This is a genomic window from Streptomyces sp. MUM 203J (assembly GCF_022414595.1).
Taxonomy (GTDB): domain Bacteria; phylum Actinomycetota; class Actinomycetes; order Streptomycetales; family Streptomycetaceae; genus Streptomyces.
The window spans coordinates 1-15,962 of record NZ_JADWYO010000013.1 but is presented as its reverse complement, the minus strand read 5'-3'; the positions used below and the strand labels follow the sequence as shown (position 1 = coordinate 15,962).

Annotated in this window: 11 protein-coding genes; 7 read left to right on the top strand and 4 right to left on the bottom strand. The window is 70.8% G+C overall.

What is annotated here, in order from left to right:
* Positions 1-125 precede the first annotated feature (125 nt).
* The 5 genes from I3F58_RS09970 to I3F58_RS09950 all read left to right on the top strand — a co-directional run bounded on the left by I3F58_RS09970 (position 126) and on the right by I3F58_RS09950 (position 5,864).
* Complete coding sequence (locus I3F58_RS09970; RefSeq protein WP_240107937.1) at positions 126-1,286, top strand: branched-chain amino acid ABC transporter substrate-binding protein; 1,161 nt, start codon at positions 126-128, stop codon at positions 1,284-1,286.
* Positions 1,287-1,430: 144 nt separating this feature from the next.
* Complete coding sequence (locus tag I3F58_RS09965) at positions 1,431-2,354, top strand: branched-chain amino acid ABC transporter permease (RefSeq protein WP_240107936.1); 924 nt, start codon at positions 1,431-1,433, stop codon at positions 2,352-2,354.
* Positions 2,351-3,715: a branched-chain amino acid ABC transporter permease gene (locus I3F58_RS09960; protein ID WP_240107935.1), complete on the top strand. Its 1,365-nt coding sequence runs from the start codon at positions 2,351-2,353 to the stop codon at positions 3,713-3,715. Before I3F58_RS09965 ends, I3F58_RS09960 begins: the two co-directional genes overlap by 4 nt.
* Positions 3,715-5,100: an ATP-binding cassette domain-containing protein gene (locus tag I3F58_RS09955; RefSeq protein ID WP_240107934.1), complete on the top strand. Its 1,386-nt coding sequence runs from the start codon at positions 3,715-3,717 to the stop codon at positions 5,098-5,100. The genes I3F58_RS09960 and I3F58_RS09955 overlap by 1 nt, the downstream gene beginning before the upstream one ends.
* A gap of 74 nt (positions 5,101-5,174) precedes the next feature.
* Positions 5,175-5,864: an ABC transporter ATP-binding protein gene (locus I3F58_RS09950; protein WP_240108013.1), complete on the top strand. Its 690-nt coding sequence runs from the start codon at positions 5,175-5,177 to the stop codon at positions 5,862-5,864.
* A 118-nt stretch (positions 5,865-5,982) separates the two neighbouring features.
* Here I3F58_RS09950 and I3F58_RS09945 read toward each other — a convergent pair whose 3' ends face one another.
* On the bottom strand, positions 5,983-6,471 hold the full coding sequence (locus I3F58_RS09945) for a PaaI family thioesterase (protein ID WP_240107933.1): 489 nt from the start codon (positions 6,469-6,471) through the stop codon (positions 5,983-5,985).
* 74 nt (positions 6,472-6,545) lie between these two features.
* Positions 6,546-8,828 carry an FdhF/YdeP family oxidoreductase gene (locus I3F58_RS09940; RefSeq protein ID WP_240107932.1) on the bottom strand — a complete coding sequence of 761 codons (2,283 nt, stop codon included), beginning with the start codon at positions 8,826-8,828 and terminating at the stop codon, positions 6,546-6,548.
* Between the two features lie 188 nt (positions 8,829-9,016).
* Between I3F58_RS09940 and polA the strand changes: the two genes are divergently transcribed.
* Complete coding sequence (gene polA, locus I3F58_RS09935; RefSeq protein ID WP_240107931.1) at positions 9,017-11,725, top strand: DNA polymerase I; 2,709 nt, start codon at positions 9,017-9,019, stop codon at positions 11,723-11,725.
* Between the two features lie 56 nt (positions 11,726-11,781).
* Here the strand turns inward: polA and I3F58_RS09930 are convergent, their stop codons facing one another.
* Complete coding sequence (locus tag I3F58_RS09930; RefSeq protein WP_240107930.1) at positions 11,782-12,711, bottom strand: DUF4184 family protein; 930 nt, start codon at positions 12,709-12,711, stop codon at positions 11,782-11,784.
* 271 nt (positions 12,712-12,982) lie between these two features.
* Here I3F58_RS09930 and I3F58_RS09925 point away from each other — a divergent pair, with 271 nt between their 5' ends.
* A complete protein-coding gene (locus tag I3F58_RS09925; protein ID WP_240107929.1) occupies positions 12,983-14,917 on the top strand; it encodes a lytic transglycosylase domain-containing protein in 1,935 nt (644 codons plus the stop codon).
* A 75-nt stretch (positions 14,918-14,992) separates the two neighbouring features.
* On the opposite strand, the gene I3F58_RS09920 is transcribed toward I3F58_RS09925, so the two are convergent.
* On the bottom strand, positions 14,993-15,962 hold a 970-nt coding region (locus I3F58_RS09920), incomplete at its 5' end, for an ATP-dependent helicase C-terminal domain-containing protein (RefSeq protein ID WP_374207937.1).

Sequence of the window (15,962 nt, the reverse complement as noted above, 5' to 3'; positions counted from 1 at the left end):
TATCGGGCGGCCCGATCAGACGATTACATTCCCCGCACACCGCACGGACAAGCGGTGTCATGTGAGGAAGTTGTTCGAACTTCCTTTACTCACAAGATCGTTCGGGCGGCTCCAGGGAGTGCGTTGTGCTGAACAAGACCATCGTCCGGCTGGCGGTCCCGCTGGCAGTGGGTGCTCTGGCGTTGACCGGGTGCGGATCGGACTCCGGCAGCGACGGTGACACGCTCAAGATCGCGTTCCAGGGCCCGTTGTCGGGTGACAACGTCGCGCTGGGCGAGAACATGCAGAACGGCATCAAGCTCGCGATCGACCAGGCGAACGCCAAGGGCGACCTGGACGTGAAGCTGGAGTACGTGGCGGCGGACGACCAGGGCCTGCCCGACAAGGCGCCCTCCGCGGCCCAGAAGGTGATCGACGACGAGAGTGTCGTCGCGGTGGTGGGTCCGGCGTTCTCCGGCGCCACCAACACGTCGTCGCCGCTGTACGCCGAGGCGGGGCTGGTGACGGTGTCCCCGTCGGCCACCAACCCGACGCTGACGGACCCGAAGAACGGCTTCAAGAGCCTGCTGCGCGGTGTGCCGAACGACAACATGCAGGGCGCGGGCATGGCGACGTACTACGCCAAGAAGCTCCAGGCCAAGAAGGTCTACCTGATCGACGACAAGACCGACTACGGCGCCGGTCTGGCGGCGGTGGCGGAGAAGGGTCTGAAGGACGCGGGCATCGAGGTGCTCCGCAAGTCCGTGCCGCAGAAGACCCCGGACTACAGCGCGACGGCGAAGGACGTCGTCAACTCCAAGGCGGACGCGCTGATCTACGCGGGCTACTACCAGGACGCGGCGCCGTTCGCGAAGAAGCTGAAGGAAGCCGGCTACAAGGGTGCCGCGATCTCCGGTGACGGCACGAACGACGCCAAGTTCATCGAACTGTCCGGTGACGGGTCGGAGAACTGGTTCCTGACCTGCCCGTGCACGGACGCGACGGTCGAGGCGGGGACGAAGAAGTTCTCCGAGGAGTACCAGAAGGCGTTCAACCGGGCGCCGGGTACCTACTCGGCCGAGGCGTACGACATCACCAACATGGTGATCGAGCAGATCAAGGAAATGAAGGGTGACGTCCAGCGTGAGGCCCTGCGGGACGCGCTGGCGAAGGCCGAGTACAAGGGCCTGACCAAGACGTTCTCGTTCGACGAGAACGGTGAGTTCAAGGGCAGCGATGTGTACCTGTACCAGGTGAAGGGCGGCAAGATCGCCTACCAGGGCAACATCAACGAGCTGGTTGGCTGAGGCCGAAGCGGCTGGTGCCAGACGTACGGGGGTCGGGAGGAGCGGTTCTCCCGACCCCCGTTGTGATCCGCATGTTCGGCCGCGGGCCGCCCCGGCGCCATGAGCGTCGCGGTCCCGCTCGGTTCCCACAAGGAAGTCTGTTCCATGTCCCTTCAGGAATTCTGGGACTATCTCGTCCTGGGGTTGATGCTCGGCTCTCTGTATGCCGTCATCGCCATCGGTTACACCCTTGTCTACGGTGTTCTCCAGCTGATCAACTTCGCGCACAGCGAGGTGTTCATGCTGGGTGCCTACGGCAGTCTCATCGTGCTTCAGCTGGTGAGTCCGGGGGACAATCCCTCGGCGCTGGCGTCGATCGGCTTCGTCGCGCTGGCCCTGGCGGGTTCGGCGTTGTTCGGCGGCGTGACCGCGTACGGCCTGGAAAAGGTGGCGTACCGGCCGTTGCGGAGGCGGCGTGCACCTCGGCTGATCTTCTTGATCACTGCGATCGGTGCGTCGTTCTTCCTCTACAACCTGGCGGGGAAGCTGTTCGGGCGTGACCCGATGACGCTGCCGGAGATGTATGAGAACCGCACGGTGTTCACGTTGTTCGGGGCGGGGGTGAATATCACTCAGCTGCTTCAGTTCGCGACGGCGGTGGTCATGATGATCGCGCTGGATCTGGTGGTGAACCGGACGAAGCTGGGCAGGGGTATTCGGGCTGTCGCTCAGGATGCCGAGGTGGCGTCGTTGATGGGCGTGGACATCGACCGGGTGATCTCCCGGACGTTCGTGATCGGCGGTGTGCTCGGCGGTGTGGCCGGGTTCCTGTTCGCGAATCTCAATCAGGTGTCCTACACGATGGGGTTCATTCCGGGTATCACGGCGTTCGCGGCGGCGGTGGTCGGTGGGATCGGCAATATCCGCGGTGCGATGGCGGGTGGTGTGCTGATCGGTGTGGTGGAGACGATGACGGTGCCGCTGCTGGGTGACGAGTGGCGCAGTGTCTCCGCGATGGTGGTTCTGATTCTGGTGCTGATGTTCCGTCCGATGGGCATCCTCGGCAAGCAGGTGGGGAGGGCGGCATGAGCACGGTCGAGTCCTCGAAGGACGTCGTTTCGGCGGCGAGCAGGCTTCGGCGTACGGCCTGGTATCAGCAGCCTCGTTTCGTACGGCTGTGGGCGATGGTGGCGCTGGGTGTGCTGCTGGCGCTGGTGACGGGTGAGCAGGGAAACACCCGGGACGTCTTCTATTCGTTGAAGGGTTCGCTGTTCGGCCCGCGGTTGTGGGTGTGTCTGGCGCTGACGGTCGGTGTGTGGGCGCTGCGGGAGTTCGCAGGGCGGCCGATCGGTGGGGCGCTGAAGCAGGCCCGGTCGGGTGTGGGTGGTCCGGTGGCCGCGGTGCGGGGCCGGATTCAGGCGGATCCTCGGTTGCGGTGGGGGCTGATCGCCCTGGCGTTGCTGCTGGCGATCGTGGTGCCGTCGTTGTTGTCGCGGACGTGGCAGACGGTGCTGGTGGACCAGATCGCGATCTTCGCGTTGCTGGCGATCGGTCTGAATGTGGTGATCGGCTGGGCGGGTCTGCTGGATCTGGGTTTCTTCGCGTTCTTCGCGGTGGGTGCGTATTCGACGGCGTTCTGGACGGGGCGTCTGCCGGTCGAGCCGCCGGTGGTGCTGAATCCGTTCTGGGTGATTCCGATCGCGGTGGTGACCTGTCTGATCACGGGTGTGCTGCTGGGTGCGCCGACGCTGCGGCTGCGGGGTGACTATCTGGCGATCGTGACGCTGGGTTTCCACGAGATCATTTATCTGGTCGCGAAGAACGCGGACGGGATCACGGGTGGCCCGCAGGGCGCGCGGCTGATTCCGGACTTCTCGGTGGACTTCCTGGGGATTCAGTTCGAGTGGTCGATCAAGCCGTTGCCGTACTGGTACCTGCTGCTGTTCTTCATCGTTCTGGTGATCGTGCTGTTCGCGAGGCTTGAGCATTCGCGTGTGGGCCGGGCGTGGACGGCGATCCGTGAGGACGAGATCGCGGCGGCGGCGAACGGTGTGGACACCGTGCGCTTCAAGCTGATGGCGTTCGCCATCGGCGCGTCGACGTCGGGTGTGGCCGGTGTGATCTTCACGAGCAAGTACGGCTACATCAACCCCGAGGTGTTCCCGCTGCTTCAGTCGATTCTGATTCTGGCGTACGTCATCTTCGGTGGTATGGGGTCGATTCCGGGTGTGCTGGCAGGTGCGGCGGTGCTGGTGTGGCTGCCGGAGGTGCTCAGGGACTACGTGGATCCGGCGGACCGGTACATGTATCTGGGCGCTCTGCTGGTGATCATGATGATCTACCGGCCTCAGGGCATCTGGCCGTCGCGTCGCCGGCAGCGTGAGCTGAAGGCGGAGGACGGCGCGGGTGGCGCGGACGCGGTGGCTGAGCCGGCGGGAGGCAAGGTCTGATGACCACTGATGTGACGAGCGGGCCGAAGGCGGCCGGGGGTGCCGGGGAGGACAGCCCGGACCTGGTGCTGCGGGTCAGCGATGTGACGCTGCGGTTCGGCGGCTTGACGGTGCTGAACCAGGTGAACATGTCGATGCGCCGGGGCGAGGTCCTGGCGGTGATCGGCCCGAACGGTGCGGGGAAGACGTCGTTCTTCAACTCGCTGACCGGTGCGTACACCCCGCAGGAGGGGGAGATCGTCTTCCTTCCCGAGGGGGGCGGTCAGAAGTCTCTGCTGGGCAGCAAGCCGCATCTGGTGAACCGGATCGGCCTGGCGCGGACGTTCCAGAACATCCGGCTGTTCTCGGCGTTGACGGCGCTGGAGAACGTGAAGATCGCGGTGGAGACGCGGCTGAAGGCCGGTCCGGTGTCGATCATGCTGGGGTTGCCGTCCGCGCGCCGGGCCGAGCGGGAGAGCGACGAGCGGGCGCATCGGCTGCTGCGGTTCGTCGGTCTGGAGGACAAGCTCAACGAGATCGCGGGGAGCCTGAGCTACGGCGATCAGCGGAGCCTGGAGATCGCGCGTGCGCTGGCGACGGATCCGAAGGTGCTGCTGCTGGACGAGCCCGCGGCGGGCACGAACCCGACGGAGAAGCTGGAGCTGGAGCAGCTGATCCGCCGTATCAACACGGAGCTGGGCGTGAGCGTGCTGCTGATCGAGCACGACATGCGGCTGGTGATGTCGGTGGCGGACCGGGTGATGGTCCTGAACTTCGGCAAGAAGATCGCCGAGGGCACGCCGGGTGAGGTGCAGCAGCATCCGGCGGTGATCGAGGCGTACCTGGGTTCGTCCGCGGAGGACGCGGACGTGGTCCGCCATGCCGTGGAGGACCACGAGTCGGCTGACGCCGGGGCGGAGACGGCTGCGGGTTCCGAGCCGGTGGAGCCCGAGGGCGATGTGCCTGCCGCTGCCGGGGCGGAGCCGGACGGCTCCGGGGCCGACGGGTCCGGAGCCGCTGGGGCTCCTGAGGCCGAGGCGGGCTCCGCCGAGTCCGCGGACGACGGGCCCGGGTCCGGCGGAGCCGCGGACGAGGCGTCGGAGGCGGCGGGGTCCGCGGCGGGCGAGGTCCCGGCGGCCGGGACCGGTGCCGATGCCGACGCTGACAAGTCCGGGACCGGTGAGGCCCCGGGTGCCGACGCCGAGGTCTCCGAGGCTGAGGTTTCCGACGCTGAGGCTTCTGAGGCTGAGGTTTCCGACGCCGAGGTTTCCGGGGAACGGACTGGCGCGGCGGACGCTGAAGGGTCTGCGGCCGAGACGGAGAGCGGAGCCTCCGGTGTGCCTTCGGCGCGGGACGGAGCTGCCGGGGAGCACGCGGCGCGCAAGGGCGAGGAGGGCGGCCAGTGAGTACGACGGCGGAGCTGCGGAAGGAGTCCGGTGAGGCCGGGGCCCCGCGGGAGACGTTGCTCGAACTGAGCGGCATGCGGGTGTTCTACGGTGCCATCGAGGCGCTGAAGGGCATCGATCTGACCGTCGGCAAGGGTGAGATCGTCGCCCTGCTCGGTGGTAACGGTGCCGGCAAGACGACGACGCTGCGGACGGTCTCGGGCATGCTGCAGCCGCGCCACGGCGAGGTGCGGCTGCGCGGTGAGCGGATCGACGGCATCAAGTCGCACGAGCTGGTGCGGTTCGGGATCGGCCATGTGCCCGAGGGGCGGCGCGTGTTCGCGACGATGTCCGTCCTGGACAATCTGGAGATGGGCGCGTACCGGTTCAAGTCGGTGGATTCCGGCGACCTGGACCGGGTGTTCACCCTCTTCCCGCGGCTCGCTGAGCGGCGTTCGCAGCAGGCGGGCACACTGTCCGGCGGTGAGCAGCAGATGCTGGCGATCGGCCGGGCCCTGATGGGGCGGCCGGAGCTGCTGCTGCTCGACGAGCCCTCGATGGGGCTGGCGCCGCTGATCGTCCAGCAGATCTTCGAGATCATCAAGGAGATCAACGAGCAGGGCACGACGGTGCTGCTGGTGGAGCAGAACGCCACGCAGGCGCTGGGCCTGGCGAACCGGGGGTATGTCCTGGAGACGGGTTCGGTGGCGATGTCGGGGCCGGCGGAGGAACTGCTGGCGGACAGCCGTATCCGGGCCGCGTACCTGGGTGAGGGAGCCGCCTAGCCTGGCTGACGGCCGGAAGAAGGCGCCGGGTGCCCCTGCGAGGGGGTGCCCGGCGCCTTCGTGTCCGGGGGGCCGGTACGAGCCGGAGGGTCCGGCACGGGACCCGGCCGGGGCCGGGTCAGGCGGTGCCGGAGGCGTTCGCGGAGTCGTTGGGGGAGACGTCGCGGAGCAGGCAGGTGAGGCGGGCGCTGCAGACGCGCTTGTCGTGTTCGTCGGTGATGACGACCTCGTACGTGGCGGTGGTGCGGCCCCGGTGGACGGGGGTGGCGACGCCGGTGACGAGGCCGGAGCGGACGCCGCGGTGGTGCGTGCAGTTCAGGTCGACGCCGACGGCGATCTTCCGGGAGCCGCCGTGGAGCATGGCGCCGATGGAGCCGAGGGTCTCGGCGAGGACGGCGGAGGCGCCGCCGTGGAGGAGCCCGTAGGGCTGGGTGTTGCCCTCGACCGGAAGGGTGCCGACGACGCGGTCGGCCGAGGCCTCGATGATCTGGAGGCCCATGCGGTTGCCGAGGTGGCCCGCGGAGAACAGGGCGGGCAGGTCGACGCCGAGCGCGGCGTACTCGTCGATGACCTCTTGCGGGAACTTCACGTTGGTCTGCTCACCCATGGGGTACGGCTCCGATCGTCGTCGTACGGCTGTGCTGCCGGTGCTGTGTGCGGTACCGCTCGCTGAGCGAACGCTCAGTCGGTCGGTGATTGTTCCAGACGGATGACGACGGACTTGCTGGCGGGGGTGTTGCTGATGTCGGCGGTGGCTTCGAGGGGGACGAGGACGTTGGTCTCGGGGTAGTACGCGGCGGCGCAGCCCCGGGCGGTCGGGTAGTGGACGACCCGGAATCCGGGGGCGCGGCGCTCGGTGCCGTCGGTCCATTCGCTGACCAGGTCGGCGTACGTGCCGTCGGCGAGGCCGCGCTCGCGAGCGTCGTCGGGGTGGACGAGGACGATCCGGCGGCCTCCCCTGATGCCGCGGTAGCGGTCGTCGAGGCCGTAGACGGTGGTGTTGTACTGGTCGTGGGAGCGCAGGGTCTGCAGCAGCAGCCGTCCTTCGGGCACGACGGGGTGTTCGACGGGCGCGGCGGTGAAGTTGGCCTTGCCGGTGGCGGTGGGGAAGCGGCGTTCGTCGCGGGGGGCGTGCGGGAGTGCGAAGCCGCCGGGGTCGGCGGCCAGGCGGGCGTTGAAGTCCTCGAAGCCGGGGATCACGCGTGCGATGCGGTCGCGGACGGCGGCGTAGTCCCGCTCGAAGTCCTCCCACGGTGTGGCGGAGGCGGAGCCGAGGACGGCGCGGGCCATGCGGGCGACGATCGCGGGTTCCGACAGCAGGTGAGGGCTGGCCGGGGGCAGGTTTCCGCGGGAGGCGTGGACGCGGCCCATGGAGTCCTCGACGGTGACGAACTGGCGTCCGCTCGCCTGGACGTCCTTGTCGGTGCGGCCGAGCGTCGGCAGGATCAGCGCGCGCGTGCCGGTGACGGCGTGGGAGCGGTTGAGCTTGGTCGACACGTGGACGGTGAGGCGGGCGCGCCGCATGGCGGCCTCGGTGACCTCGGTGTCGGGGGCGGCGCCGACGAAGTTGCCGCCCATGGCGAAGAACACCTTGGCCCTGCCGTCGCGCAGGGCCTGGACGGCCCGTACGACGTCGTACCCGTGGTGCCGGGGCGCGGTGATGCCGAACTCCTCGTCCAGCGCGTCCAGGAAGCTGTCGGAGGGCCGCTCGAAGATGCCCATGGTGCGGTCGCCCTGCACGTTGGAGTGGCCGCGGACGGGGCAGACGCCGGCGCCGGGGCGGCCGACGGCGCCGCGCAGCAGGAGCAGGTTGACGATCTCGCGGATGGTGGGCACGGCGTGCTTGTGCTGGGTGAGGCCCATGGCCCAGCACACGATGGTGCGTTTCGAGGCGAGGATCATCTTCAGGGCGCGTTCGACGCCGGCACGGGGGAGCCCGGTGGCGCTGAGGGTCTCGTCCCAGGTGGCGGCCTTGGCCGCGGCGGCGAGTTCCTCGTATCCGTGGGTGTGGGTGCGGACGAAGTCCTCGTCGACGGCGCCGTCGGTCTCGATGATCAGCTTGTTGAGGAGCCGGAACAGCGCCTGGTCGCCGCCGATGCGGATCTGGAGGAACAGGTCGGTGAGGGCGGTTCCCCTGACGAGGCCTTGAGGGGTCTGCGGGTTCTTGAACCGTTCGAGCCCTGCTTCGGGCAGCGGGTTGACGGAAATGATCTTCGCTCCGGCCGTCTTGGCCTTCTCCAGCGCGGACAGCATGCGCGGGTGGTTGGTGCCCGGGTTCTGTCCGGCGACGATGATCAGGTCCGCCTGGTGGAGGTCGTCCAGGGAGACGCTGCCCTTGCCGACGCCGAGCGTCTCGGTGAGGGCGGAGCCGGACGACTCGTGGCACATGTTGGAGCAGTCCGGCAGGTTGTTGGTGCCGAACTCGCGGGCGAAGAGCTGGAGCAGGAAGGCGGCTTCGTTGCTGGTGCGTCCGGAGGTGTAGAAGAGGGCCTCGTCGGGGGAGCCGAGCGCGGTGAGTTCCTCCGCGATGATCCGGAACGCCCGGTCCCAGGTCACCGGTTCGTACCGGTCGGAGCCCTCGGGCAGGTACATGGGCCGGGTGATACGGCCCTGCTGGCCCAGCCAGTAGCCGCTGCGGGCGGCCAGGTCGGACACCGGGTGGGCGGCGAAGAAGGCGGGGGTGACCCGGCGCAGCGTGGCCTCCTCCGCGACCGCTTTGGCGCCGTTCTCGCAGAACTCGGCCACGTGCCGTCTGTCCTCCTCGGGCCAGGCGCAGCCGGGGCAGTCGAAGCCGTCCTTCTGGTTGACCTTGAGGAGGGTGCGGGCGGTGCGGGCGAGGCCCATCTGCTGCCGGGACATGCGCAGGGTGTGGGCGATGGCGGGCAGGCCGGCGGCGGCGTGCGGGGCGTCGGACACCTGCGGGGCGTCCTGGACGGGGTCACCGGCGGGCGGTTGGGTGGCCATCGCGCTCTCCCTCGAGTCGCTCTGCGGGTCCGTACGGCTCCGGCGCGGAGTTCGTACGCCTCCGATCCTGTCACGCGGCGCCGACCGGGCGCCCCGCGGTGCCTGCGGGGGACGGGGCGCCCCGGGGCGGGTGGCGGCGGGCCTTGTCGGTTCCGTCGTTGTCAGTGGGGCGTGGCAGGATCGTCCGTGTGGCAGAGACAGCATCGAAGAAGACCGCACATGACCGTCCGCGCCTGCTCCTCATGGACGGGCACTCCTTGGCGTACCGGGCGTTCTTCGCGCTGCCCGCGGAGAACTTCACCACGTCGAGCGGGCAGACGACGAACGCCGTCTACGGTTTCGCGTCGATGCTGGCGAACACCCTGCGTGACGAGGAGCCCACGCATTTCGCGGTGGCGTTCGACGTCTCCCGCAGGACCTGGCGGTCGCAGGAGTTCCCCGAGTACAAGGCGAACCGCTCGTCGACGCCTGAGGACTTCAAGGGGCAGGTCGAGCTGATCGGTGAGCTGCTCGACGCGATGAACGCGCAGCGCTTCGCGGTGGAGGGCTTCGAGGCGGACGACATCATCGCCACGCTCGCCACGCAGGCGGAGGCGGCCGGTTTCGAGGTGCTGATCGTCACCGGCGACCGTGACTCCTTCCAGCTGGTCAGCGAGCACACGACCGTGCTGTATCCGACCAAGGGCGTCTCCGAGCTGACCCGGTTCACGCCGGAGAAGGTGCAGGAGAAGTACGGGCTGTCCCCGAACCAGTACCCGGACTTCGCGGCGCTGCGCGGTGACCCGTCGGACAACCTGCCCGGCATTCCGGGCGTGGGCGAGAAGACCGCCACCAAGTGGATCAACCAGTTCGGTTCGTTCGCGGAGCTGGTGGAGCGGGCCGACGAGGTCAAGGGCAAGGTCGGGCAGTCGCTGCGCGACCACCTGGAGGCCGTGAAGCTGAACCGGCACCTGACGGAGCTGGTGCGCGACGTGGAGCTGCCGAGGACTGTCGGGGACCTGGAGCGGGCGCCGTACGACCGCACGATGCTCGCGATGCTGCTGGACACGCTGGAGATCCGCAACCCGTCGCTGCGGGAGCGGCTGCTCGCCGTGGACCCGGGCGCCGCCGAGACGGAGCCGGTGGTCGCGGAGGGCGTCGAGGTCGACGGTACGGTCCTCGGCGCGGGCGAGCTGGCGCCGTGGCTGGAGCGGCACGGCGTGGAGCCGCTGGGCGTGGCCACGGTCGACAGCTGGGCGCTGGGCGTCGGCAAGGTCGGCGAGGTCGCCCTGGCGGCGGGTGACGGGGCGGCGGCCTGGTTCGACCCGGCGGAGCTGGACGCGGCCGACGAGCAGGCGTTCGCCGCGTGGATCGCCGACCCGGACCGGCCGAAGGTTCTGCACCACGCCAAGGGCGCGATGCGGGTGTTCCCCGAGCACGGCTGGAGCGTCGCCGGTGTCACGATGGACACCGCGCTCGCCGCGTATCTGGTGAAGCCGGGCCGCCGTTCGTTCGCGCTGGACGCGCTGTCTCTGGAGTACCTGGGGCGGGAGCTGGCCCCGGCGGCGGCCGCGGACGGGCAGCTCGCGTTCGGCGCGGAGGACACCGCGGAGCGGGAGGCGCTGATGCTCCAGGCCCGCGCGGTGCTCGACCTGGGTGAGGCGTTCACCGCGCGGCTGGAGGAGGTCGGCGCGACCCGGCTGCTGCACGAGGTGGAGCTGCCCACGTCGGCGCTGCTGGCCCGGATGGAGCGGCACGGCATCGCCGCCGACCGTCCGCACCTGGAGGCGATGGAGCAGCAGTTCGCCGGGGCGGTGCAGCAGGCCGTCAAGGAGGCCCACGCCTCGGTCGGCCGGGAGTTCAACCTCGGCTCGCCCAAGCAGCTCCAGGAGGTGCTGTTCGGTGAGCTGAACCTGCCGAAGACGAAGAAGACCAAGACCGGCTACACGACGGACGCCGACGCGCTGGCGTGGCTGGCGGGGCAGACCGAGCACGAACTGCCGGTGATCATGCTGCGCCACCGCGAGCAGGCCAAGCTGCGGGTGACGGTCGAGGGCCTGATCAAGACGGTCGCCGGGGACGGCCGGATCCACACCACGTTCCAGCAGACCGTCGCGGCGACCGGGCGGCTGTCGTCGACGGACCCGAACCTGCAGAACATCCCGGTCCGCACGGACGAGGGCCGGGCCATCCGGCGCGGCTTCGTCGTCGGTGAGGGCTACGAGGCCCTGATGACCGCCGACTACAGCCAGATCGAACTGCGAGTGATGGCCCACCTCTCGGAGGACGAGGGCCTGATCGAGGCCTTCACCTCCGGCGAGGACCTGCACACCACGGTCGCGTCGCAGGTCTTCGGCGTCGACAAGTCCGCGGTCGACGCGGACATGCGGCGCAAGATCAAGGCCATGTCCTACGGGCTGGCCTACGGGCTGTCGGCGTTCGGTCTGTCGCAGCAGCTGGGCATCGAGGCCGCAGAGGCGCGGGCGCTGATGGACACGTACTTCGAGCGGTTCGGCGGGGTACGGGACTATCTGCACCGTGTCGTCGACGAGGCCCGTGCCACCGGCTACACGGAGACGCTGCTGGGGCGCCGCCGCTATCTGCCGGACCTCAACAGCGACAACCGGCAGCGGCGCGAGATGGCCGAGCGGATGGCGCTCAACGCCCCGATCCAGGGCACGGCCGCCGACATCGTGAAGGTCGCGATGCTGAACGTCGACCGCGCGCTGCGGGGCGCGGGGCTGACGTCCCGCATGCTGCTCCAGGTGCACGACGAGATCGTGCTGGAGCTGGCGCCCGGGGAGCGGGAACGGGTGGAGGCCCTGGTCCGCGGCGAGATGGCCGCGGCGGTGGAGCTGCGGGCGCCGCTGGATGTGTCGGTGGGTGTGGGGGCGGACTGGGAGTCGGCGGCGCACTAGCCGGGCGGGGCTCCGCCCCGGCCCCCGGCTCCGCTCCGGCGCCGGGGGAGCCGGGCTCAGCTCCGTCCGGCGTTCGAGGGCGAGCGCGGCTCCGCGGGTGCCCCCTGCCCGGAGGGCTCGGGGGAGCCAGGCCGGGTGTGGGGCGGAGCCCCGCGGGCGGGCGGGGCGGAGGAGACCCTCGCCGGACGGAGCCGCATGCCCATGCCGTACAGCAGCAGGCCGACGCCCAGTCCCGCGCCCGCGCCGAAGCAGGCCGTCGGGATGATGTCGAGCGGCGTCTCGACCCGCCCCCAGTACGCGTACCACCGCAGGCACCGGTGCAGTGCCCCCGCTGCCACGCACACCGCCAGCACCCCGACCGCCAGCCACCGGCCCCGCCGCGTGAGCGCCGGGGGCGGCTCTGCCGCGCCGTCGCCGGCCGCACCCGCCGGCGCCCGGCGCAGTCCCCCGTACACGTACCAGCCGAGGAGGAGCAGCGCGAGAGCGGAACTGCCGTACTGGACATATGTGTAGACGGGGAAGCCGCCCATCGTCTCGGCCAGCACCGGCAGGGCGCGCGTCCCCCACCGCCCCGGGTGCGTGAACAGGTCCCACACCACATGCGTGGCCGAGCCGAGGACGGCGGAGACGTAGAACCACACCGCCAGTGCCACCGGCCGCCGTTCACGCCACGGACTGCCCCGCAGCAGGGCGTGCAGCCCGCCCCTCCACCGCCCCGGCAGCAGCGCCAGCAGCGGTTCACGGACCGTCAGCCACAGTCCGGCCAGCGCCCCGGCGGTGACCGCGTCGACCGTGAGGACGCCCCAGAGGCTGTGGGTGACGGCGCCGAAGGACATGGCGCCGGGCAGGACGCTGTCCGCGAAATAGGTCATGTCGGGCGCGAACGAACCGAGGACGAGGGCGGATGCCACCAGGGGGCCGCGCCCTGCACCCGAGCGGCGTATGCCCGGGAGCACGGCGGCGGCGTGGCTGAGCGTGAACGGCATGAAGATCAGTATCGAACAGGCCTGATCCGTATGCGGCACCGTCAGAACCGGAATGCGGAAGGAAGACCGGTGACGAAACCGTGAAATCCGGTCAGGCGTCGGTGCCGGGCGGGGCAGGGCTGGCGTAGGCTCGCCGGAGTCCGCGCATGGGGAGCCTGGGAAGGCCTTCAGGGCATTCCCGGGAAGCCCCGGAGACTCCCGGGGCGCGAAGCGCGGCATGTCGTCATCGGGCGCGGGGCGCGGACAGGGCGCCCAGGGGAGGGACACATCCATGGCCGGACAGCTCGGGCGTCGGCTGCGCAGGGGAGCCACCACGACGGCGGTGGCGGCGGCGGCCGTGGCGGCGCTCTCCGCGTCGCAGGCTCCGGGGCTCACCCCCACGGGTGGCGAGCCGCTCGCGGCTGACGGTACGTCGCCGTCCCCGTCGGACGGGGACACCGCCACCGGCAACTCCCCGTACTACACCGAACTGCCCCCGCTCAACTCTCCCCACCCCGAGGAGCCGGGCGACGGAACCGACACGGACGACGGTGACGGCACCGGTCCCATGGCGGGCGGCGGATCGGAAGCGTCCGGCATCCCCGCGACGGTGCTCTCCGCGTACCGGCAGGCCGAGCAGCACCTCAGGAGCGCGCGGCCCGACTGCAAGCTGCCCTGGCAGCTCCTCGCGGGTATCGGCAAGGTGGAGTCGGGCCACGCGCGCGGTGGGCGCCTCGACGCCGCGGGCACCACGCACACGCCGATCCTGGGGCCCGTGCTCAACGGTGTCGGGTTCGCCAACATCACCGACACCGACGGCGGCGCCTACGACGGCGACCGTCGCCACGACCGCGCGGTCGGGCCCATGCAGTTCATCCCGTCCACCTGGGCCGCCTGGGGGCAGGACGCCAACGGCGACGGCCGCAAGGACCCCAACAACATCTTCGACGCGACCCGCGCCGCCGGCATGTACCTGTGTGCGGGCGGCCGTGACCTGGCGGTCAAGGACCAGCTGGACCGGGCGGTCCTCAGCTACAACCAGTCGCACGAGTACCTCCGTACGGTGCTGTCCTGGTTCGAGTACTACAGCAAGGACGGCGCCCAGCAGATCCCGGACGGCTCCGGGCCGGTGCCGACGGAACGCAGCGACACGCACGCGGGGAAGGGGAACGGGAACTCCCAGGGGAAGACGAAGACGGAGCCCAAGGGGAGCGATGGCGGCGGCGCCGTGAACCCTGCGAAGGGCAAGGGAACCGGCAACTCCGGTTCCGGTGTGGAGGCCTCGCCGAGCCCGAAACCGAAGCCCGCCCCGACGCCGTCTCCGTCCCGCACGGAGACGCCCGCGACGCCCGAGAAGCCGGTGCCGCCGACGGACTGGGTCCCGCCCAAGCCGAAGCCCACTCCCACGCCGACCCCGACTCCCACGCCGACCCCGACTCCCACGCCGACCCCGACTCCCACGCCGACCCCGACTCCCACGCCCACCCCGACTCCCACGCCCACCCCGGCTCCTACACCCACCCCCAAGCCCACGCCTGCTCCCGCCGAGCGCGTGGCGAGCCTGGAGATCGTCGGTTCGGGCACCCTCAGCGCCACGGTGGGCACCGAGTTCGCGGAGCGCGTCGCCGTCGTGGCGCGGGACGAGGCCGGTGAGCCCGTCGCCGGAGTGGACATCGCGTTCCGGATCACCGGGGACACCGACAGCCGCTTCACCGGCGGCGTCACCACCGTCACGGTCACCACCGGTGCCGACGGCGTCGCCACGGCGCACGCACTGCTGGCGGGGGAGCAGCCGGGCGAGTTCACGGTGCGGGCCACGGTCGCGGGGCGGGACACGCTGCCCGGTGCGGACCGGACGGCCACGGTCACGCCCCTTCAGGCCGATGCCGTCACGCGTACCGGGGACGCCGCGCTGACGGCGGCCGCCGGGGGCGAGTTCGGCGGGCGGGTCACGGTGAAGGCCACGCACCAGGGCGCCGCGCTGTCCGGGGCGGGCCTGACCGCCACCATGGTCGCCGCGGCGGACAGCACGGGTGCCAACGACCAGGGGCCGTTCTTCAAGGACGCCCAGAAGAACCCGGTCCGCACGCTCACCGGCCTGAAGACCGGGGCCGACGGGACGCTCCAGCTGCCTCCCATGTACGCGGACGAGCAGACGGGTACGTTCCTGCTGCGGCTCACGGCCGAGGGCGGCGCCACGCTCACGGTGCGGCTGACGGTCGGCTGAGCAAGGGCCCTGCTGCCGGGGCCCGCGCGTGCGGCGAGAGCGGCGTGCGCAGGCCCCGGGCGTTGTCCCGCGGGGTCAGCGCCGGGAGTTCGTACGGCGCGTCGGCTCGGCGGCCGAGGCATCCTCCGGCCACGGGTGCTTCGGGTAGCGTCCGCGCAACTCCGCCCGTACGGCGCGGTAGCCGTCGCGCCAGAACGACGCGAGGTCCGCGGTGACGGCAGCGGGACGTCCGGCGGGTGACAGCAGATGGACGAGCACCGGCACGCCCGCGACGCGGGGCGTCTCCGTGAGGCCGAACATCTCCTGGAGCTTCACCGCGAGGACCGGCTGCTCGCCCGCGTAGTCGAGCCGGATCCGGGACCCGCTGGGCACCTCGAGCCGCTCCGGGGCCAGTTCGGCGAGGCGCGTCGCCTCGCCGGTCGCCCAGGGCAGCAGCCGGGCCAGCGCCTCACCGGCGGCGATCCGCGCCAGGTCGGCGCGGCGCCGGGCCCGGGACAGCTCCGGCTCCAGCCACTCACCGCTGCGGTCGAGCAGGGCGGCGTCCGACACGTCCGGCCAGGGGTCGCCGAGCACCCGGTGCAGGAAGGCCAGCCGCTCCCGCAGGTGCCGCGCTTCCCGTGACCACCCGAGCAGTTCCGGCCCCTCGCGCCGCAGCCCGTCCAGCAGGGCCTCCCGGACGAGTCCGGGGCCGGGGTCCGCGAGCGGCCGTACGACGAGATCGATCGCGCCCAGCCGTTCCACGGAACGCGCCACGACGTCGCCGTCCTCCCACCGCACCTCGTCGCCGGCGACCCGCAGATGCCCGGCCGCCAGCCGGGCCACGTCCTCGTCGCACCCGGCGGCGAGCCGCACGCGTGCGCGGGCGGCGTGCGCGGGCCGGTCCGCCACGGCCACCGCAAGCCACGCCGCGGCCCGCAGTCCGGAACCCTCCGCCACCTCGGCCCCGGTCCCCGACGCCATCAGGAACGTCCCGCCGCTCCGCCCGGTCGCTGACCGCGAACCCCTGCGACGCGGAGGACCTGCTCCAGACCGCGCTGACCAAGAC

Bases quoted from the DNA above. Each gene is read 5' to 3' on its own strand.
- I3F58_RS09965 (WP_240107936.1), top strand. From the start codon at position 1,431: ATGTCCCTTCAGGAATTCTGGGACTATCTCGTCCTGGGGTTGATGCTC.
- I3F58_RS09960 (WP_240107935.1), top strand. From the start codon at position 2,351: ATGAGCACGGTCGAGTCCTCGAAGGACGTCGTTTCGGCGGCGAGCAGG.
- I3F58_RS09955 (WP_240107934.1), top strand. From the start codon at position 3,715: ATGACCACTGATGTGACGAGCGGGCCGAAGGCGGCCGGGGGTGCCGGG.
- I3F58_RS09950 (WP_240108013.1), top strand. From the start codon at position 5,175: ATGCGGGTGTTCTACGGTGCCATCGAGGCGCTGAAGGGCATCGATCTG.
- I3F58_RS09945 (WP_240107933.1), bottom strand. From the start codon at position 6,471: ATGGGTGAGCAGACCAACGTGAAGTTCCCGCAAGAGGTCATCGACGAG.
- I3F58_RS09940 (WP_240107932.1), bottom strand. From the start codon at position 8,828: ATGGCCACCCAACCGCCCGCCGGTGACCCCGTCCAGGACGCCCCGCAG.
- I3F58_RS09930 (WP_240107930.1), bottom strand. From the start codon at position 12,711: ATGCCGTTCACGCTCAGCCACGCCGCCGCCGTGCTCCCGGGCATACGC.
- I3F58_RS09925 (WP_240107929.1), top strand. From the start codon at position 12,983: ATGGCCGGACAGCTCGGGCGTCGGCTGCGCAGGGGAGCCACCACGACG.